The following is a 19,054-nucleotide window of genomic DNA, read 5'->3' as shown; positions in this document are numbered from 1 at the left end:
AACTGGGCCGAGGACGATGTCACCACCGCGGTACCACCTCGCTTGCCGTTCCGGGACGGGCCGGAGCGACCACTCGTCGCGGGCTGTGACGGGCCCACCCGTCCGGTTCTACTTCAGCTTGCGCGCTGGTTCTTCCGGAGGCTCGCCGGTGATGGCCGGGTCAACGCCGTGCTGGGACGATGGTAGCTCGGTCCGGCCGCCGGTCGCCGCATCCTTTTCCTCCGGGACGGTTCCGGCCCGCCGGACCAGCCGCGGGACCAGTGCGGCCAGCGCCGCCAGCACCAAGGCCCCGGACAGCGCCACCGCGGACAGGCTGTCGACGAAGACCGAGCGGGCCGCGGTGATCATCGTCTCGGCCAGCTCCGGGCTCAGCTCCCGGGCCGAGCCGACGGCGCCGGCCAGGGTCGCCTCGGCGGTCTCGCGGACCGGGCCGGGCAGCCCGGCCGGGAGCGCCGCCCCGATGCCGGCCCGGTACAGCGCGGTGCCGACCGAGCCGAGCACCGCGACGCCGAGCGCGGCGCCGAGTTCGTTGCCGGTCTCCGAGATCGCCGAGGCGGCGCCGGCCCGGTCCGGCGGTGCAGCAGCGACGACCAGGTCTGTCGCGATCGTCAGCGCGGTGCTGAGCCCGAACCCGAAGATCAACTCCGCGGCGACCACCACCGGTAGTCCGCCCGTGTCGGGGGTGAAGATCAACACCGCCACCCCGGCGGCCGCCGTGGCGAAGCCGACCAGGAACGTACGCGGTGCCCCGATCCGGTCCCGCAGCCGGGGTGAGAGCACGGCGCCGGCCGCGACGGTGATCATGCCCGGCAGGGTCCACAGGGCGGCCGGCAGCGGATCCAGTCCGAGCACCAGCTGCAGGTACTGACTCAGATAGAGATTCACGCCCAGCAAGGCGAACAGCGACATCATGCCGCCGAGCACCGACCCGCAGACGGCCGGCCGCCGGATCAGATCGAGGTCGACCAGCGGCGTCGACAGGCGCTGCTGCCGCCGGACGAACGTGACCGCCGCCGCGATCCCGATCAGCAGCGCCAGCGCGGTCCAGCCGTCGACGGCGAGCCGCTCGGCGGCGTGCTTGATCGCCCAGACGATCGGCAGGATCGCCCCGATCGACAGCACGACACTGATCAGGTCCAGCCGGTCCGGCCGCGGGTGCCGGTACTCGGGCACCAGGAGCGCGGTGCCGACCAGCATGATCAGCACCACCGGAATGTTGATCAGGAACACCGAACCCCAGGGCAGGAACTGCAGCAGCACGCCTCCGACGACCGGGCCGAGCGCCGACCCGCCGGCGAACGCGGCGCTCCAGAGGCCGATCGCGGTGGCCCGCTGGCCGTCGTCGTGGAACAGGTTGCGGATCAGCGAGAGCGTCGACGGCATCAGGGTCGACCCGCCGATCCCCATCAGGGCGCGGGCGATGATCAACTGCTCCGGGCTGGCCGCGAACGCCGCCAGCGCGGAGGCCAGACCGAACAACGCGGCGCCGATCATCAGCAACCGGCGGCGGCCGATCCGGTCGCCCAGGTTGCCCATGGTGATCAGCAGGCCGGCCAGCAGGAAGCCGTACACGTCGAGGATCCAGAGCAGTTCGCCGGCGCTCGGCCGCAGGTCCTCGGACAGCCGCGGCACCGCCAGATAGAGCACCGAGATGTCCATCGACGTGATCACCACCGGTAGCAGCAGAGCTGCCAGTCCGAGCCATTCCCGGGTGCCGGCCCGTGCCATCGCATCCTCCTTGCGGCCAAGTTTGCGTACGGCGTACGCACCGATTGCGTACACTATACGCACGGGTTCGCTAGACTGCCAACCCATGGCGGTACAACGAGGCATCCTGAACGTCGGCGCGATCATCGAGCACGGCATCGCGCTGGCCGATGCGGGCGGCCTGGACGCGGTGTCGATGCGGGCGATCGCCGAACGGCTGGGCACCGGGGTGATGTCGCTCTACCGGCACGTACCCAACAAAGAGGCCCTGATCGGGCTGATGGTCGACACGGTGTCGGACCGCTACTCCTATCCCGACCACTCCGACCTGGACTGGCGGCAGAGCCTGACCGTGCTGGCCCGGACCGATTGGGCCATGTATCTGGACCATCCCTGGACGCTGGTGGCGTCCGCGACCAGCCGGCCGCCGGTCGGTCCGAGCACCGTGCGCGCGATGGAGTGGGCCTACTCGGCCATCGCCGAACTCGGGCTGTCGGCCCAGGACACCACCGGTGTGATCATGGCCGTGACCGTGCACGTGCAGGGTGTCGCGCGGCAGGCCATCGCCGAGCGCCGCCTGGCCGAGGCCACCGGCGTCGACGCCGCCGAGTGGTGGCGGCAGCAGCTGACTGCGCTGGACAGTGGTGATCATCCCCTGCTGGAGCCCATCGTGCAGGGCTTCGTCGAGGGCGACACCGAACGCTGGCTGGAGTTCGACCTGAAGTTGATCTTGGACGGTGTGGAACGGCGCGCCGCCCGTTGATCACTGGCCGGGCCGGAGCTCCAGCCGCTGCGTCGCCGCGGCCTCAACCCGGTCCCGGCCGGCCAGGAACGGCCAGGTCTCGTTGCGGGCCCAGAGCTGGGTCTGGTCGTCGTAGTTCGGGTGGTAGGCGTGTCCGGAGACGCCGGACTGGTTGACCCAGCGGGAGCGATCAAGATCATCGAGGTCGATCAGCATCCGCATCGTCGGCCCGTTGATCACGCGGTACGGCTCCGGGTTCCGCAGGTTGTAGCCGAGGGCGTTCACCACGGCCGGCCCGCCGGGCGCCGCGAAGTCGCCTCGGTTGAAGAGCGCCTCGACCGGCGGGATGCCGCTGGTGCCGAGGGTCTGGTGGCGCAGTGTGACCCGGTGCAGCTTGCCCCATTCCCAGTGGTCGGTGTCCCGGGCGATCTTGGACGTGATCTCCTTGCGGGCCTCGATCATCGCCCGTTGCAGTTGATCGTCGCGGCGCTCGGTGACGTCCGGTGTCGTCTTGTCGTCCCACCAGTCCGCCTTGGGGTCCTCGAGCAGGCGGGACAGCACCGCGTACCAACGATCGCCGCCGGCGGGCCAGAGCCGTTCCGGCAGGTCGTCGCGGAACGTGTGCTCCAGCAGGTTGTTCACCACGACGTTGAAGTAGGCGGCCGCCGCCGAGTCGGCCGGCGTCCCGTAATCCCAACCCACCAAGGTCTTCTGCCCCTCGGCCACCCACGGATCGTCGACCTTGATCTTGAGCAGCAGCGGCACCAGGTCGGCCGCGAACCGGTTCGTGTCAATGTAGAAGAGCTGCTCGGCCTGGTCGAGCGTCAGGCCTTCGGCGTTGGCCAGCCGGTCGGCCAGCTCCTGGCTGCGCCACCCGTACGAATAGTCCGAACCGAGCCGGTACGGGTAGTCCTGGCCGACGATCGGCTGGTTGGCGGCGACGAGGTAGCCGGCGGGCGGATTGAGGGTGTACGGCAGCGCCTGGTACGGGAGCAGGCCGCGCCAGTCGTAGGCCGGGTCCCAGCCCGGCGCGAGAGTGCGGCCGTCACCCTTCCCCCGCGACGGCAGCTGGCCCGCCAGCTGATAGCCGATGTTGCCCTCGACGTCGGCATACACGATGTTCTGGGAGGGCGCACCGAACCGCGCCAGCGCCTTCCGGAACTGCGCGAAATCCCCGGCCCGGTTGAGATCGAAGATCGCGTCCATGGACCGGCTCGGCGTCAGGGCGACCCAGTTGAGCGCGATCCCGTAGTTCTTGCCGTCGTCGGGCTGACCGCCGGACAGCTGCTGCAGGTCCTGATCGACATCGGACAGCAGCGGGCCGTGCTTGCTGGACCGGATGATCAAGGTCCGCGGCTCGTCCTCGCCGCGTACGGTGATCTGCTCGGTCCGTACCTCGAGCGGCTGGAAGGCGTCGCCGACCCGCACCGTGTTGCCCTGGATCTCTTCCAGATAAAGGTCCTGGACGTCGGCGTAACTGGTCGTCAGGCCCCAGCTGATCTTGGCGTTCCGGCCGATCACGACGCCGGGCATGCCGGCGAAGCTGAACCCGCTGACGTCGAACGGGCAGGCGTCGGAGACCACCCGGCAGTGCAACCCGACCTGGGCGAACACCGACGGGATCGACGTCGCCAGGTGCGGATCGTTGCCCAGCAAGGGTTTCCCGGACTCGGTCCGCGAGCCGGCGACCACCCAGGAGTTCGAGCCGACCTCGGCACCCAGACCCTCCGGCGCGACCAGCTCGGGCAGCGCCGCCGAGATCCGCCGGACCGTCTCCAGTGCCGGGACCGCCGACCGCCGCTGGGCGTCGGTGAGCGCGGCCGGTGCCCCCGTCCCGGGTCCGCCCGGCTGGAAGGCGCCGTCGCTCACCTTGCCGCCGTCCACGATCGGCCCGAACTCGTGCATCGGATAGCTCGGCCACAGCTCCGCGGCCCGTTCGCTGCCGACCGCAGCGGCGGTGAGGGCCTGATCGATCTCCTGCTGCCGGTTCGCCCCGAGGTCCCAGGCCATCGCCTTCAGCCAGGCCAGCGAGTCGACGGCGGTCCAGTCCTCCGGCCGGTAGTTCAGGCCCTGGACGCCGAGCAGGGCGTATTCGAGGGACAGGTCGCCGGTGCCGCGTTCCCGGAGGTAGGCGTTCACCCCGGAGGCGTACGCATCGAGATAGCGCCGGGTCTTGGCCGAGAGCAGCTCGAGTTCCTGCTCGGCCACCCGGCGCCAGCCCATGGTCCGGATGAAGGCGTCCGTGTTCACCTGGGACGGGCCGAACAGTTCCGAGAGCCGACCCGCCGTGATGTGCCGCCGGACGTCCATCTCGAAGAACCGGTCCTGGGCGTGCACGAAGCCCTGCGCCGCGAACAGGTCCTGCGGGTCGTCGGCGTAGAGGTGCGGCACCCCGCGCGCGTCCCGCAGCACCTCGACCGGCCCGGACAGCATGGGGAGCGAGAGCTGGCCCTCCGTCTGCGGGAACGAGCGCCGTACCGTGGTCACACCGAGGCTGGACAGACCGCCGAGCGCGAGCACGACGACGATGACGGTCAGGATCAACCAGCGCGGCAAGCGACGAGGCACCGGGTCAGCCTATTGGTTCGACTCGCCCGCGCGATTAGCAGTCGGTATGCTTGAGTGCCAGCGGGCACCACAGACCGGGCCCGGGAGGAGAACCCGAACACATGCCTACCTATCAGTACCGCTGCACCGCGTGCACCAACGAGCTCGAGATCGTGCAGAAGTTCACCGACTCGCCGTTGACCACCTGCCCGGAGTGCTCCGGTTCGCTGCGCAAGGTCTTCAACGCCGTCGGCGTCGTGTTCAAGGGTTCCGGCTTCTATCGCACCGACAGCCGGTCCGACGGCAAGTCCGGTGGCAGCGGTACGAAGTCCGAGGCGGCCTCCGGGTCGTCCGGCGAGAGCAAGTCCGACTCGTCGAAGAAGGCCGACTCCTCCACCTCGTCCTCGTCCTCGTCGGACTCCGGGTCGGCCAAGTCCGGCTCCTCGACCTCGAGCAGCTCCGGCACCAGCAGTTCCGGCTCGAAGGTCAGCGCCGGCGCCGCCTGAGGTCGTTTGTCCACAGGTACGGCGACCGTCGCGCATCTGTGGACAGCCTGAACGGTCCGCGTCTTCCTGCTTAACCTCCCCGGCGAGAACCCGAGGAGGTCATCGTGCGATCCCATCCCCGCCAGCCCGGTCCCCGTCAGGCCGGTCCCCGTCACGCCTGGCGCAGCCTGGCCCGCGCCGTGTCGTGGCACCGGCGCAAGCTCGCCGTCGTCGCGGCCGTGCTCGCGGTGCTGACCGGCATCAACGCCGCGGCCCCGCGGCCGCCGGACACCGTCACCGTGCTCCGAGCCACCGAACTGCTGCCCGGCGGCAGCCCGGTCACCGAGGGCCAGGTCCGGGCATCGCCCGTCGCCGCCGGCTCGGTTCCCGACGACGCACTGACCGACCCCGATCAGGTGGTCGGCCGGCTCGTCGTCGCGCCGGTGCCGGCCGGGCAGGTGCTGACCGGCTACGACCTGCTCGGCGAGCAGTCGGTCGGTCCGGGGCGAGTGCTGGCCCCGGTCCGGCTCGCCGATTCCGGCCTCGCGGCGGTGCTGCGGCCCGGCGACCGGGTGGACGTCCTGGCCGCCGACGGGCAGGGCGGCCCGGTCCGGACCGTCGTCGAGCGAGCCCGGATCGTGACCATCCCGGCGGCCGGTGACGTGTCCCGGGACACCGGCGGCGTGCTACTGCTGGTGGAGGCCGACGCCGAGACCGCCGCCGAACTGGCTCGAGCCGCCGGTTCCTCGACCCTGACGGTGCTGCTCCGCTAGGGTCCTGGTGATCTTGGTCGCAGCGACGACGGGCGGCCCAGTCAGCGATATCGCCAAGGAGGAGCAGGGGTGAAGGGCTTCAAAGAGTTCCTGATGCGAGGGAACCTCATCGAGCTTGCCGTTGCGGTCGTCATGGCCACGGCCTTCGGTGCGGTGGTCACGGCTCTGGTCAACATCATCTTGGACCTGGTCGGCAAGGTCGCCAACGTCGACAGTTTCAGCACGGTGGCGGTCGGCGGGATCAACATCGGCGCCTTCCTGTCCGCGCTGATCACGTTCCTGATCATCGCGTTCGTGGTCTACTTCGGCATCGTGCTGCCGTACAACCGGCTGCGTGAGCGGTTCAAGCAGGAGGAGCCGGAGGCCGCCGCGACCACCGAGGAGCTGCTCGCCGAGATCCGCGACCTGCTGCGCGACCGCCGGAGCTGAAAGCCAGGCTCCCGGCTCAGTCCCCGTGATGCGGGGGCACCTCGCGGAGCAGCCGGAGATCATCGGCGTCCGGTGCCGCGGCACGTCGCACCGGGCGGCTCGGCGGCGGGTCGATCTGCTGCCGTGCCCGCTCGATCGCGGCGTGCAGCTGGGCCGCGCCCAGGCCGGACCGGAGTTCCGGCGGGACCGGGTGTGGCCACGGCTCGCCCGCCGCGCGGACCGCGGCGGCATGGGCCCGCACTCGCTCCGTACCGCCGAGCTGCCCGATCAGGTCCTCCGGCCGGATCGCCGGGCCCGTCGGGGCCGGGTCGCCGCCGGTGAGGGCGTACCCGACCGCGCGGGCCAGGGCGGGGTCGACATCGGACATGCTCGGAATGGTAGGTGTTGGCTGGAGCGCCCGGCTGCGGTTCCGCTCCCGGTGGGCCACCGGGGATGAGCCACCCCGGTAAGTTGTCCCCCATGCTCTTACGCCGCTGGGCTCTCGCCGTGGTGCTGGTCGTGCTGGTCGCGACCGGCGGCTGCGGCCAGCCCGAGGTCGAGGTCCGACCGCCCGGGGACGGCCCGGTGACCATCAAGGTCCCCGGTGACGCCACCTCGATCCAGCAGGCCGCCGACGCGGCGCGGCCGGGCGACACGATCCAAGTGGCGCCGGGAACGTACGGCGAGAGCGTGGCGATCAAGACCGCCGACGTGACCCTGGTCGGGACCGACCGGAACGCGGTGATCATCGACGGCGGCGGCCTCCGCGGCAACGGGATCGTGGTCACCGCTCCGCGGGTGACGATCGCCAATCTGACCGTCCGCGGCTTCAACCTCAACGGCGTCCTGGTCACCGGCCTGGTCGACGAGAACGGCGGTCTGGCCAGCGGCAGCGACGGCTACCGACGGCTGGACGAGAAGAAGTTCCCGCCCCTGCAGGGCTTCGCGGTCCGCTACGTCACCGCGTCCAACAACGGCCGGTACGGGATCTACGCCTTCGATTCGCAGAACGGCGTGATCGAGAACAACTACGCCTCCGGGCACGCCGACGCCGGCCTCTACGTCGGCCAGTGCGACGACTGCAACATCGTCGTCCGCAACAACATCTCCGAATACAACGCGGTCGGCTACGGTCAGGCCAACGCGAGCAACGTCGTCTCGGTGGTGCGGAACAGATTCACCAACAACCGGATCGGGCTGACGCTGCTGTCGGACTACCAGGAGGCGTACGTCCCGCAGCGCAAGGCCCTGATCGCCGGCAACCTGATCGCCGACAACGACGCCGAGAAGACCCCGGAGCAGGCCGACGGCGGCTACGGGATCGGGATCGGCATCTCCGGCGGCCAGGACAACGAGATCAGCAAGAACCTGATCACCGGCCACCCGACCGCCGGCATCGTGATCTCCTCCTCCGAGGACATCGCCCCGCTGGACAACCGGCTCACCGGCAACGTCGCTCGGGAGAACGAAGTCGATCTTGCCTACGTGGCGACCGAACGCGCCCCCGGTTCCGGCAACTGCCTGGACGGCAACGACTTCAGCACCACGCTGCCGACCGGGCTGGACCACATCTGGGCCTGCCCGCAGGGCGGGGCGAAGGCGTCCGGCGAGAAGTGGAGCCAGCCGTCGGCGCCGCGCGGTGTCTCGTTCCGCGACGTGATCAAGCCGCCCGAGCAGCCGCAGTTGCCGGAGGCCGCCCGGTCCGCGAAGCCGGCAGCCCCGAAGCTCTCCGGGAAGGAGACCTCGCTCCCCGCCGAGGACCTCTGGGCCAAGTACGCCCACCCCACCCCCTAACGCCGACCAGTCACAAACGCAGCGGTTTTTGCGGCGTGTCGCTGCGCAGGTGACCGGTCGGTGCGGCGAGTGACCGGGGATCGACGGGCTAGGACGTCAGCGTCGGCACCGGCCTGGCCGGCTTGGAGCGGGCCGCGGCAGCAGCGGGTCGACTCGACGACCGTCATCCGGCGCCCCGACGATCGAAACCCGAGACCACCCGGTTGAACGGCTGCCATCACCCTCGCGCTGTCGCGATTTCTCTTGGCGCCGGACGGTTCAAGGTTGAAATCGCCCGGTGCGCCCCATCAGAAGAGAAATCGCGACACGGCACCCGGGACCATCGGGGGATCGCCACACGCCCGGAACCCGTCACGGCCCGGGCCTCGTCCACGTCCGAGCCGCGTCGCGCCGCGCCGCGTCGCGCCGACCAGTCAGCACTGCAGCGACACGCCGTCAAAACCGCTGCTTTGGTGACTAGTCGGCGGGGGTTGGGGGAAGGAAGGGTGGGACTTGGCCGCCGGGGCCGTCGAGGACGGCTTCGCCGACGACCCGTACCGGCTGGTCGAAGGTCCAGTCGCCGCGGACGAAGAGCCGGGTCGCCTCCCGCAGCGACGGCACGACGCGGATCCGCTCGTCGAAGGCCTGGATCGTCTTGTAGTGGGCCGGGTCGAGGTCGACCAGGGGCATCGGGTCGGCGGTGCTGACCAAGCGGCCGTCGTCGGCGACCCGATACGCGTCGGAGCGGAGCAGCAGCAGGTCGTTCGTCGTCTTGACCGGAAGGAAGCGTTCCCGGCCGACGCCGATCGCGGTGGCACCGTCGAACACCTCGACGGCGGCGCCCATCGCCGACTCGACCTGGATCACCTTCGGCGACGACGGGTCGGTCGGGTCGACCGTCTTCTCGTTCCTGATCATGGGCAGGCCCAGAACCCCGTTGCGTTCGGCCAGGGTCGCGGCCAGCACCTCGAGGTCGAACCACAGGTTGTTCGTGTGGAAGTACGGGTGCCGGTGCTCGTCGGTGAAGTAGTCCATCTCGTCGGCCGAGGTCTGCGCCGTGTCGCGCAGGATCAGCCGCCGGTCGGACTTCCGGATCGCCAGGTGACCGCCCTTGCGGTCGGCGGCGGTCCGGCGGCACACCTCGGCCGCGTACGGTGCCCCGCTGGCGGCGAACCAGCCGGCGATGGTCGCGTTCGGCGCCGCGCCGAGGTTGTCGGAGTTGGACACCGAGGCGTACCGGAAGCCCTGCTCCAGCAGCCGGTCCAGCAGGCCGGAGGCCGCCAGCGCCGGGTACAGGTCGCCGTGCCCGGGCGGGCACCACTCCAGGCTCGGGTCGGCCGGCCACTCGACCGGGGTCAGGTCGTCGGCGCGCAGCTTCGGTTCGGAATTCTGCAGGAAGTCCAGGTCGAGCCCTGCGACGGCGAGTTCCGGGTGCCGGCGCAGCCGCTCCAGGGTGTCGTCCCGGGTCCGGAAGCTGTCCATGAAGATCAGCGGCAACCGGGCGCCGTGCTCGGCGCGGGCGGCCAGCACCTGGCCGGCGATCAGGTCGAGGAAGGTCGCGCCGTCGCGCACCGGCAGCAGCGACTTGGCGCGGTCCAGGCCCATCGAGGTGCCCAGCCCGCCGTTCAGCTTGATGATCACGGTCTGGTCGATCGCCCGCCGGGCGTCCTCGGGATCCAGCTCGACCTCGCTGAGCAGGTCGGGATCGGTGAGCGGCTCGATCGAGTCCTCGGCGATGTAGCCGGTGCTGCCCTGCTGCAGCTGTCGGTAGTAGTCGGTGAAGACGTTGATCGCCTGCTCGGCGACGCCGGCCTCGGCCATCTTCTGCTGGGCTCGCTGCAATCCGTCGGTCACAGGCACCGATCGTAGGGCAGCACCGTTCTCGCCGAACGGGTCAGGGGGCGGGCTTGATCGCCTTCAGCAGTTCGGTGGTCTCCTTGATGATCACGCCGCGCAGGTCCCGGTCCGCCGCCGCGTCGCCGGTCTCGCCGCCGTAGTCGCCGTAGACGTCGTGCGTCGCGCCGTCCAGCGTCACGTAGCGGGTCTTCGGCGGCAGCAGGTCCTTCGCCGCGTCGGCCCGGGCCGGCGTGGTCTGCTCGTCGGCCGACCCGAACAGCGACAGGGCCTGGAAGTCGTCGCGTTTGATCTTGGCCGACGGGTACGAGGCGTAGAGCACCAGCCCGTCCACCCGCTCGTCGGTGTCCAGGTAGGCGGCCGCGGCGACCCCGCCCACCGAGTGGCCGGCCACCGCCCAGGCGTCGATCTCGGGATGTACGTTGATCACCGACCGGGCGTGGTCGATGTCGATCATGGCCAGCGACAGCGGCACCTTGAGCACCGCGACCAGGTAGCCGGCCTCGGCGAGCGGCCGCAGCATCGCCGCGTAGGCCTGCGGGTCGACCCGCCCGCCCGGGTAGAAGACAAAGCCGGTGGTCGGTTCGATCACGTTGTCGTGGCGGTCCCGGCGATCGGGTACGAGCTCGTACCAGGTGAGTTTGTCGACGACTCGTACCGTTTCGTCCGACCGGAGTTCACCCAGCGCGGGCTCGACCGCCACCCGCGGGCTCGCGTACCCGACCGCGACGACGAGCACCAGCCCGATGATCATGGCCGGTACGGCGAGCGCGATCCGCCGGTTCAGCTGCCGCCGAATCTCCTCCGGCGTGCGCTGCCGGGGGCGCCGACCGCTCCGGTCGAACTGGTCGTAGCGCTCGCCGAGGATCAGGCTGCCGATCCCCCAGGCGATCCCGATCACGCCGATGACCAGGCAGATCACGGTCAAGATCAGATTGACCGGATGCCCGGCCAGGGTAGCCCGCAGCGCGTTCACCGCTACCAGGGTCGGAACGATGATCATCGCCGCGCCCAGCACCAGCCAGGCGCAGGCGACGATGATCCGGCTCTTGATTCGGACCGCCATGTGCGCAAAGTCTACGGAGGATCGGACCCTCCGCGCGCCACATGGCCCCTGGTCAGGCCGCGACCGGCGTCAGGACGAAGACCTGGATCTCGCGGTCGGTCTTGGTCTGGTAGTTCGCGTAGTCGGGCCACGACTCGACCGCACGGTCCCACCACACGGCCCGCTCCTCGCCCGTCACCTCACGAGCCCGGTAGTCCTTCTTGACCGGGCCGTCCTGCAGTTCGACCTCGGGGTGGGCCAGCACGTTGTAGTACCACTTCGGCGGCTTCGGCGCCCCGCCCAGGGAGGCCACCACCGCGTACTCGCCGTCGTGCTCGACCCGCTGCAGCGGCGTCTTGCGAACCTTCCCGCTCTTCGCCCCCAGCGTGGTCAGCACGACCACCGGGCGGCCCCGGTTCGTGGTGCCCGCCCGGCCTCCGGACGACTCGTAGAGGTCGACCTGCTTCCGGGCGAAGTCCGACGGGCTGGGTTCGTAGTGTCCATTCAAAGGCATATCTGCGACAACCGGCCTAGCCCCTTCGATATTCCTAGCGACTCGGCACGCTGGGTGAGCCGGAGGTTTCAACTGGCCCGACCGCGCCGGACCGGGGTAGCGTTGCCGCGTCACGCCCCCGTAGCTCAGGGGATAGAGCAGAGGTTTCCTAAACCTTGTGCGCAGGTTCGAATCCTGCCGGGGGCGCCACTGTTCGGCCTAGTCAGAGGCCGAATCGGCGCAAATCTCACGGTCGCGTGCAACATATGTGCAATACGCGACGCCTTCAGCGGCCCGGGTCGGCCGGTCAATGGCCGGGGCCGCCGACAAGCGCGGCCGCGAGACACGCCCGGACGCTGACCAGGGCGGTGTCCCGGGCTTGGGTTCACCACGGGGCCGCCGTGGGTTGTGGGCGGGTGCTCGCGGGCAGCGCCGCCGACCCGGGACGATCCCCTCAAGCGGCCAATCGGCCACGGCTGCGGGCGGGCGAACGAGCGCCCGGCGTAGCGGGCTCCGTGGTCGGCGAGGTTGGCCCGGGTCCCGGCCCCGACTCGCCGGTTCGCCACGGGCCCGCCCTGCGGCCCGCAGCCCACGTTCTGAACCGTCGCTAGCCGCCGCCGCGCTGCCGATCTAGGGTCACAGCCAAGCGGCCCGAGCCGGTGCGTCAACACCGGCCCGGGCCTAGACCGAACACCTACACAACTAGGAGTCGATCATGGCCAACGAGCCTATTGACAAACCCGCGCGCAATCACGCCCTGGACACCTACCGAGACACTGACGGCCGACAGCGGGCCGCCACGGTGCCGTGTCCGTGGTGGTGTCTAGGCGAGCCGGGCCACCCGTACACGGTCGGGAATCATGATGCGGTAAACCGACGCCACGAGTTGGAGGTCGGGACCGTGTCCGGTGCCGATGGCCTGGCGGTCCGGGTGGTGATCATCGCCGATGAGTTCGGCGAGGTCGGACGGGTGGAACTGCTGCCGCCCGTGATCGAGGTCAGCGCCGACGCGGTCCGACTCACGGCCGGGGAGGCCGAGGCATTGGCCACTGTCGCCTATCGGGCGTCGCTGCGGTTGGGGCGGATTGCGGCGGGGGCATGATCAACTAGGTCTGGTCAACACGGGCCCGCAGGCTCGCGGCCGGGTGGTCGCGGCCTGCGGGCCTTTGCTTGTGGTCAGCCGACGCCGAACCGGCAGATCGGGGGCGCGGGATCGTGTTGATCATGAACGCCTGCCGGAGCCGCAGTCGAGAAGGGTGATCGGGGGCCCCGGCGGTCGGCCGGATCGATCCCACGCCTCGCCCCCGGTGCGGCCTTGACCATGGTCCGGTGACCATGGCGCAGGCGGTGATCATGGGCGGGCCCGGGGTCAGTGCTGGCCACGGCGGCGCTGGACACGCCGCCCGGGTCCACGGCTGACGCGTCGGCGAGTAGGACACCCGGCGCGGTCGGTCCCGGCGGCGGTGGAACGCGCCGCCGCCGAGACGCAAGATCACCAACTGTGCCGACCGGGTCCATGATCACGATTCAGGGGGTAAGGCTGATCTCCTGGATCGCGAGCTCGTGCGGGTATAGGAACGTTGCGCGCAAGGTCGCCTTGACCCCGACCCGGTCGGAGGAAAAGTAGGCCTCGCGGCTGATCTCGAGCCGGACATCGTCGCGGATCACGATCACCACCCGTCCGGCGCCCGGGATGCCCCACACGGTGCCGGGTGCGACCGCCGGGCTGGTCAGCAACGGGACACCGGCCACCAGCCGCCGGTTGGCCTGGGTGGCGTCGGGCTGCAACAGGGCCTTGTTGGAACCGGTCTGCTCCTTGATCGAGGACAGGGCCAGCGCGTCAACCGGGTTGGCCACGAACGCGGACAGCGCGGCCCCCTCGCCCTCGGCGGCATAGACAGCCTCGGTGAACGGATCGGCGTTACCCCAGGCGGCTCCGGCGTCGATCGTGTTGGTCCCGGTCAGGTCGGCCAGCCCGAGGGGCTGCAACGTGGACGCGCCACGGCTGCCGAAGAAGGCGGCATCGAGCTTGCGGGCGATGTCGCGGGCCAGACCGAACCCGACCTGTTGGGCGGCGTCGGGGGAAGTGTCCTCGGCCAACTCCCGGCTGATGATCGTCAGCCCGGCGAGCTTGTGAAAGGTGTCGGCGACCTCGTCAAATTGGGCATCGGTCGCGGTGATCTCGGCACCCTCGGCCGTCCAGGCGGCGGTCGGGTCGGCGGCGACCAGGGGCACCCGGTAGGAGTTGGCGTCCTCGGACGCGCGGATCGATCCGGCGGCCGTGATCGCGACGGATTCCTGGGTGACCGGGCGAGTGACAAGATCACCGATGTCTTGCGGGAGCCACGCCTGGGCGGCGTCGGCGGTGTACATAGGCATGTTGGGCTTGCTCTCCGGCGGCCCGCGAGAACGCGAACGGCCGCCTACACGGAATGAATCTCCGCGCGGCGGCCGCTGGCCTTACCGTGCTGCCCAACCTGGGGCCTTCGTGATCATGATCGGTCCGGCACGGCCGGTACCCGAATGATCAACCAGCACCCTACATTGCAATGCCGCTAGTCGGCGGCCTGCATGGCCCGATCCAGGGCGTCCTTCCAAGTCGTAGCCGACGCCCTGCCCGGGCCGGGAGTCTTGCCCTCGGCCTTGATCACCGGGGCGATCCGGTCCCGTTCGAACAGGCGCGGCCGCTCCCGGTACAAGTCGGCCAGCCTCGCCGCGAGGGCCTCGGCGTCGAACCGCCCCTCCGGGAACAGCGCGCCAAGATCAACATCGCCGTACTCAAACAGGTCGGCCGGGTTGGACAGCCGCTGCACCCCACCAGTCTCGGGCCGATGGGTCAACGGCTGGTTCGTGATCATGTCCCGGCGGGTCTGGTCGAGTTGCGCCCGGAGCCCGTCGCGCTCGCTCTCCACCTCCCGGAGTTGTCGCCGGTACCGGGCCGCCTCGCGATCCGGCCGGGGGTCATGATCACCATCCCCCTGCCGGGCGTCACGATCACCATCCCCCTGCCGGTCGTCACGATCCCCCTCCTCATCCGATGACCCCGGGGGGTCGTGCGGCCGCCCGGCGTCGCGCAGGGCCGGGGGCTGCTCGCCACCCGGCCCCCCTTGGTTGGCCGGGGGTGCCGCTGCGCGGCCGTCAGCGCCCCGCTGCGGGCCTGTCGCCCGCTCCCCGGTGTCCTGGGCAACCCCGGGCCCGGCACGGCGGCCAGGGGCCGCAGCGGTGTCGGCGGCGTCGGTATCGGTGTCGGTCATGCTGCGTCCCCCGGTTCGTGATCATGCTCGGCGCGGACGGCGGCCAGCGTGGACTGCTTCAGCCAGACCGCGAACTCCCGGCCTCCCATCTCCGGGAACGCCTGCTTGAGGACGTGCGGCACCGACAGCAGCAACTCGCCCGCGCGATCGGCAGTCAACGCGTCCTGAAGCGCGGCCTGCATCGCCGGTCCGTCCTCGCGTAGGTACGCGCTGATCACATTCAACGCGCGGCGTTGGTCGGCGACAGTCAATCCGATCTTGATCTTCATTCGATGCTCCTACTTCCGGTTGTGTCTTGTGTTCGATTGGGCTTCATGATCACGGGCAACGGCTCCCGCGATCAGGTCGATCGGTGTCGGGGTTCCCGGCGATCCCGACCCGCGCGGGGTTCGGGTCGCTAACAGCCGCGCTCGCCACGTGCCCGGCCCCAGGCTGCGGGTGATCATGTGGGGCCCCATCCCCTCCCCCGGGCCCGTCGTCGCCCCCTTGGGCATAGCGAATTTTCTGCCCAGACCGAAGGTTCCGGATGGGGAATTTACATAGGTGATCATGAACCGGACCCGGCTCGCCAGGAGGGGTCCGTGCGGCTGTTGGCAAGTGCAGATCCACCGTGGGCCTTCCCGGGCTGGGGTGTGGTGTGCCCCGATTTCACTGATCGCACCCCGGCCCGGGTGTGCCGTGGGTGGTGTGCCCCTATACAGGCACGGGGCACACCACCACCACCGTGCCCCGGGCACACTCGGGCACACCCGGGCACACGCTGGTTAAACGACATCGGGACTCGCCTCCTGGACCGGGTAGTGATGCGTTGGACGGCCTGGTCCGCCGGATTCGACCCGGATGTTTCCTAGCTCTTCGGCGCGCTTGATCGCACTGTCGATGTCGCCGTTGCGACACCCCTCGCCCGCCACCCGGCGAGCCGCGTCGCGGAGGTAGCGAGTCGTGATTCCCGGGCTGTCGGCGACCACCCTCTCGATCACCGGGATCATCGCGGCGACCTTCTCGGACGCGCGAGCCTTGCGCCGACCACCGGCCCCGCTCATGGTTAGCTGCCGGGAGTCCGAGTCGTAGTCGAGCCGCTCCTCGTCAAGATCAACATCGCGGCCGATCGCGCGCAGGTACCGGGCTCCGTCGCCATCCGGTGGATCGTCCTTGACCATGGTCAGGATGGAATCCGCCCAGTCCTCCTGGGCCGAACTGCCACGGGTTCGTTCGCCATTCCATCCGGTGTGGGTCGTCAAGATCACATCCCGCGCGCCGACATCGGCACGGGCGAATTGATCAAGCTGCACCAGCCAGCGTTGGACCGGGCCAGGGTGCTCCTGGTCGGTATCCGGATAGGCGCGACCGAACGGATCAACGATCAGGGTTTCGACCTCACGGCCGCGTAGCTCGCGGGCAAGACGTTCCAGGTCTTCGGGCTCGATGAACGGATTCCGCCGACCGCGCAGGTTGACCAGATGAAGCTGATCACGCGGCACCCCGACTTCGTCCGCCCACCGTGCAACCTGCGTGCCCGATACCTCGAAGTTCAGAAGGGCGACGGTTCCCGACACCGGTCGGACCTGGAACCTACCTAGCAGCGGCTCGCCGGTGATCAAACTCCGAGCGATGTTCAGCACCAGAGTTGACTTCCCGGTCTTGCGCTGCGCCGCGATCAGCAGGGACCCTTCCCACGGCATTAGTTGATCAATCCGGGCCGGTGGCTCCTCGGGGCGGGCCAGGATCTCGGCGAGGGTACCGATGTCGAACGGCGGCGCAGGAGGCTGATCCTCGGCATCAACGATCCGGCGGGCATCGCGGCGAATCCGGATACGGGCCGCCTCTCTCGCGACCCTCGTCTCGTAGTCCTGAGCCGTGTCCTCCCCTGCCTCGCCCTGAACGTCGGCCGTCGCCAACGTCGCGATCGGAACCTGATCACCGGTCACAACCGGGACCCCGTCGCCGATCACCAACTCGGCGAGGTCTGGCATCCGCGCCTCGGTCGCCCGCCGGGCCTGCGAGGTCCACTTCTGATCAACATCACGGACGGTCCACCGGCCGCTGGTCGGCGCGGCGGACATGAACGCCGCCTTCGCCGCGCCGAGGTCCAGATCGTTCCAGTCCGCCCGCGCCAGCGATGCCAGCCGCAGCGCCGCGTCGGCCTGCATCCTCTCCCACCCGCGCCCATGATCATCCCGGTGCCCCTCGGGCCACCCCGCCGACGCCGCGAGCTCGGCCTTGATCCCCTTGATCGCCGCCTCGACGTACAGGCGTGCCCGGGTCCGCTGGTCGGCCGACAGCGACACGGCCGGGCTCACCGGCAGCGACAGCACCGCCGACACCCCCGAGTGCCCCTGATCGGGCGTTACGGGCCGCCCACGGGCGGCCCGGACCCGCTCCGCCAGCGCGGCCCCGCTATCGTCCCCGGCACCCTCGCCCAGCACCAGGGGCTCGGTCCACCGATACCGCCGGACCTCCCCGGTGATCTTGGACAGTCGACTGGTCGGCGGCAGGAATACAAACCCCCGGCCGGACCCATCCGGCAGGCCGCCGACCAGGTCAATCCCCGGGCCGACCGCACCGCCGTTGTCCTTCCCGATCCCGAGCGGCGTGACGTACTCATGCAGGCCACCCGAGGGCGTGGCAACGGTGCCGTATGTGGTCGGCCACAGTCCGGCCGCCCGAAGTTGATCACGGGCCGCCTCGCCGTCGTGCTGCCGGTCGGTGTCGATCACGTCGAACAGCACCCCGCCGACCATGGCCAGCGCGTCCCCCGGTTGCCATCGATCGAGGACCGAGAGGTCCGGCTCGGTCGCCTGCCAGCCGGGCGGGAGCCGGTAGCCGGTCCCGCCATCGCCCCCGCCGGGGTCCCAGCTGCGGTACCGCATCGCCGGGCGAGCCAAGAACACCGGGGCCCCGGCCTTGATCAACTCGCGGACCGCCTCAAGGGCCGCATCGGACTCATGATCATCACCGATCGGGACGGTCGCCGCCTCACTCACCGCGACCCCCGAATCCCCGCAGCGATCCCGGACAATCACGCGCATGATGCACGTCAGACATGATCAACACGCGGCTCCGCTGGGCCTGCCGCAACTCGGCGCGGGTCGGCGGAGCCACCCGGACCCCGCAACCGGGGCAGGGATCGCCCGTGTTGACGATCTTCCGATACGCGAGCCCCTGCTTCAGCACCTCCGGGGCATCGTCGGGAATGTCGGCATCGGCCGTGATCGCCTTCGCGCCGAGCATCTCGGCCACCGTGGCCGACCATCTGATCTTGAACCCGGTCACGCCGACCCCGCTTCGCGCGAGCCCTCGCCGGACCCGTACCCCGGTGCTAGGGTGACAGCGGAGTCTGAACTCCTATGTTGATCACTCTTTCGGTGAGGGGCGGCCCCAGTGCTCGATGCGCTGGGGCCGACTCTTCTCCTAGGTGGCGAAATCATGATCACCGACCCACAGCCGTCGGGATCTTGATCAACAGCGACTGCTCAATTTGATCAAGATCAACACGAACGATTCGATCACCGATTCGGTAGCCGTCAATACGCCCATCGGCGATGGCACGCCGCAGGGTGCGGACGTTGATTCCCAGATACTCGGCAGCCTCGGACAGGCTCAGATACCGACGTGCGGGCATAGCGAAACCGCCTCTCAGAAAGAGGCGGCCGCTCTGCACCGCACTTGTCCACCGCGCGTGGCCGACCGAGGGAGCTTGTTGATCAAGTTCTGACGGCCACGCTACACAGCTGGTCCACTTCTGTCTAGACGCGGATGGTCACGGGTGCACTGGTGGGCTGACCATACAGCCCTCGCCGAAGGGCGCGTCTGATGTCCGTTTCAAGATCATCGATCATGGGCAGCGGACCGGCACACTTGCACCCTTGCCGCCGTACCGCCACCCACTCCCCGGCCTCAACCACAGCCGCGAGGGTGCGCTCGGTTTCCGGCGGCACGACCAGGTGCGCAACAGGGCGGAAACACTCTCCGC

The 19,054-nt window shown here is 69.9% G+C and carries 18 protein-coding genes and 1 tRNA gene; 7 read left to right on the top strand and 12 right to left on the bottom strand.

The window, feature by feature from the left end; all coding sequences use genetic code 11:
- Window positions 1-108: 108 nt before the first annotated feature.
- The gene (locus BKA15_RS24385; protein WP_179755214.1) at window positions 109-1,728 is read right to left on the bottom strand and encodes an MFS transporter; all 1,620 of its coding nucleotides are present in this window, start codon (window positions 1,726-1,728) and stop codon (window positions 109-111) included.
- Window positions 1,729-1,813: 85 nt separating this feature from the next.
- On the opposite strand from BKA15_RS24385, the gene BKA15_RS24380 reads away from it, so the two are divergent.
- Window positions 1,814-2,470, top strand: a complete 657-nt coding sequence (locus BKA15_RS24380) for a TetR/AcrR family transcriptional regulator (protein WP_179755212.1) — start codon at window positions 1,814-1,816, stop codon at window positions 2,468-2,470.
- Here BKA15_RS24380 and BKA15_RS24375 read toward each other — a convergent pair whose 3' ends face one another.
- The gene (locus BKA15_RS24375) at window positions 2,471-5,017 is read right to left on the bottom strand and encodes a penicillin acylase family protein (RefSeq protein ID WP_179755210.1); all 2,547 of its coding nucleotides are present in this window, start codon (window positions 5,015-5,017) and stop codon (window positions 2,471-2,473) included. It lies immediately after the preceding gene.
- Between the two features lie 101 nt (window positions 5,018-5,118).
- Between BKA15_RS24375 and BKA15_RS24370 the strand changes: the two genes are divergently transcribed.
- From BKA15_RS24370 to mscL, 3 genes are all read left to right on the top strand, one after another.
- Window positions 5,119-5,502: an FmdB family zinc ribbon protein gene (locus tag BKA15_RS24370; RefSeq protein WP_179755208.1), complete on the top strand. Its 384-nt coding sequence runs from the start codon at window positions 5,119-5,121 to the stop codon at window positions 5,500-5,502.
- A gap of 104 nt (window positions 5,503-5,606) precedes the next feature.
- Window positions 5,607-6,254, top strand: coding sequence for an SAF domain-containing protein (locus BKA15_RS24365; protein WP_179755206.1), 648 nt, complete (start codon window positions 5,607-5,609; stop codon window positions 6,252-6,254).
- 69 nt (window positions 6,255-6,323) lie between these two features.
- Window positions 6,324-6,683 (top strand): large conductance mechanosensitive channel protein MscL, encoded by a 360-nt coding sequence (gene mscL, locus BKA15_RS24360; protein WP_179755204.1) that lies wholly within the window; start codon window positions 6,324-6,326, stop codon window positions 6,681-6,683.
- 16 nt (window positions 6,684-6,699) lie between these two features.
- Here mscL and BKA15_RS24355 read toward each other — a convergent pair whose 3' ends face one another.
- Window positions 6,700-7,050, bottom strand: coding sequence for a hypothetical protein (locus BKA15_RS24355; RefSeq protein WP_179755202.1), 351 nt, complete (start codon window positions 7,048-7,050; stop codon window positions 6,700-6,702).
- 92 nt (window positions 7,051-7,142) lie between these two features.
- Between BKA15_RS24355 and BKA15_RS24350 the strand changes: the two genes are divergently transcribed.
- The gene (locus tag BKA15_RS24350) at window positions 7,143-8,456 is read left to right on the top strand and encodes a right-handed parallel beta-helix repeat-containing protein (RefSeq protein ID WP_179755200.1); all 1,314 of its coding nucleotides are present in this window, start codon (window positions 7,143-7,145) and stop codon (window positions 8,454-8,456) included.
- 456 nt (window positions 8,457-8,912) lie between these two features.
- Here the strand turns inward: BKA15_RS24350 and BKA15_RS24345 are convergent, their stop codons facing one another.
- From BKA15_RS24345 to BKA15_RS24335, 3 genes are all read right to left on the bottom strand, one after another.
- Window positions 8,913-10,256: a UTP--glucose-1-phosphate uridylyltransferase gene (locus BKA15_RS24345; protein WP_179758676.1), complete on the bottom strand. Its 1,344-nt coding sequence runs from the start codon at window positions 10,254-10,256 to the stop codon at window positions 8,913-8,915.
- A gap of 73 nt (window positions 10,257-10,329) precedes the next feature.
- The gene (locus BKA15_RS24340; RefSeq protein WP_179755198.1) at window positions 10,330-11,355 is read right to left on the bottom strand and encodes an alpha/beta hydrolase; all 1,026 of its coding nucleotides are present in this window, start codon (window positions 11,353-11,355) and stop codon (window positions 10,330-10,332) included.
- Window positions 11,356-11,407: 52 nt separating this feature from the next.
- Window positions 11,408-11,848, bottom strand: a complete 441-nt coding sequence (locus BKA15_RS24335) for a nitroreductase family deazaflavin-dependent oxidoreductase (RefSeq protein WP_179755196.1) — start codon at window positions 11,846-11,848, stop codon at window positions 11,408-11,410.
- A gap of 114 nt (window positions 11,849-11,962) precedes the next feature.
- Here BKA15_RS24335 and BKA15_RS24330 point away from each other — a divergent pair.
- Both BKA15_RS24330 and BKA15_RS24325 read left to right on the top strand, forming a co-directional pair.
- Window positions 11,963-12,037 (top strand) — tRNA-Arg (locus tag BKA15_RS24330).
- Window positions 12,038-12,542: 505 nt separating this feature from the next.
- Window positions 12,543-12,929, top strand: a complete 387-nt coding sequence (locus BKA15_RS24325) for a hypothetical protein (protein WP_179755194.1) — start codon at window positions 12,543-12,545, stop codon at window positions 12,927-12,929.
- 425 nt (window positions 12,930-13,354) lie between these two features.
- On the opposite strand, the gene BKA15_RS24320 is transcribed toward BKA15_RS24325, so the two are convergent.
- From BKA15_RS24320 to BKA15_RS24295, 6 genes are all read right to left on the bottom strand, one after another.
- The gene (locus BKA15_RS24320; protein ID WP_218871555.1) at window positions 13,355-14,206 is read right to left on the bottom strand and encodes a phage major capsid protein; all 852 of its coding nucleotides are present in this window, start codon (window positions 14,204-14,206) and stop codon (window positions 13,355-13,357) included.
- 176 nt (window positions 14,207-14,382) lie between these two features.
- On the bottom strand, window positions 14,383-15,081 hold the full coding sequence (locus BKA15_RS24315) for a hypothetical protein (protein WP_179755192.1): 699 nt from the start codon (window positions 15,079-15,081) through the stop codon (window positions 14,383-14,385).
- Window positions 15,078-15,350: a hypothetical protein gene (locus BKA15_RS24310; protein ID WP_179755190.1), complete on the bottom strand. Its 273-nt coding sequence runs from the start codon at window positions 15,348-15,350 to the stop codon at window positions 15,078-15,080. The genes BKA15_RS24315 and BKA15_RS24310 overlap by 4 nt, the downstream gene beginning before the upstream one ends.
- Before the next feature lie 495 nt (window positions 15,351-15,845).
- A complete protein-coding gene (locus BKA15_RS24305) occupies window positions 15,846-18,065 on the bottom strand; it encodes an AAA family ATPase (protein ID WP_179755188.1) in 2,220 nt (739 codons plus the stop codon).
- Window positions 18,058-18,321 carry a hypothetical protein gene (locus BKA15_RS24300; protein WP_179755186.1) on the bottom strand — a complete coding sequence of 88 codons (264 nt, stop codon included), beginning with the start codon at window positions 18,319-18,321 and terminating at the stop codon, window positions 18,058-18,060. The genes BKA15_RS24305 and BKA15_RS24300 overlap by 8 nt, the downstream gene beginning before the upstream one ends.
- Window positions 18,322-18,511: 190 nt before the next feature.
- Window positions 18,512-18,703: a helix-turn-helix transcriptional regulator gene (locus tag BKA15_RS24295; RefSeq protein ID WP_179755184.1), complete on the bottom strand. Its 192-nt coding sequence runs from the start codon at window positions 18,701-18,703 to the stop codon at window positions 18,512-18,514.
- Window positions 18,704-19,054: the final 351 nt, after the last annotated feature.

The organism is Microlunatus parietis, assembly GCF_013407955.1.
Lineage (GTDB): Bacteria > Actinomycetota > Actinomycetes > Propionibacteriales > Propionibacteriaceae > Microlunatus > Microlunatus parietis.
Note: the sequence above shows the minus strand (reverse complement) of the source record. Positions and strands in the feature narration are given on the sequence as shown.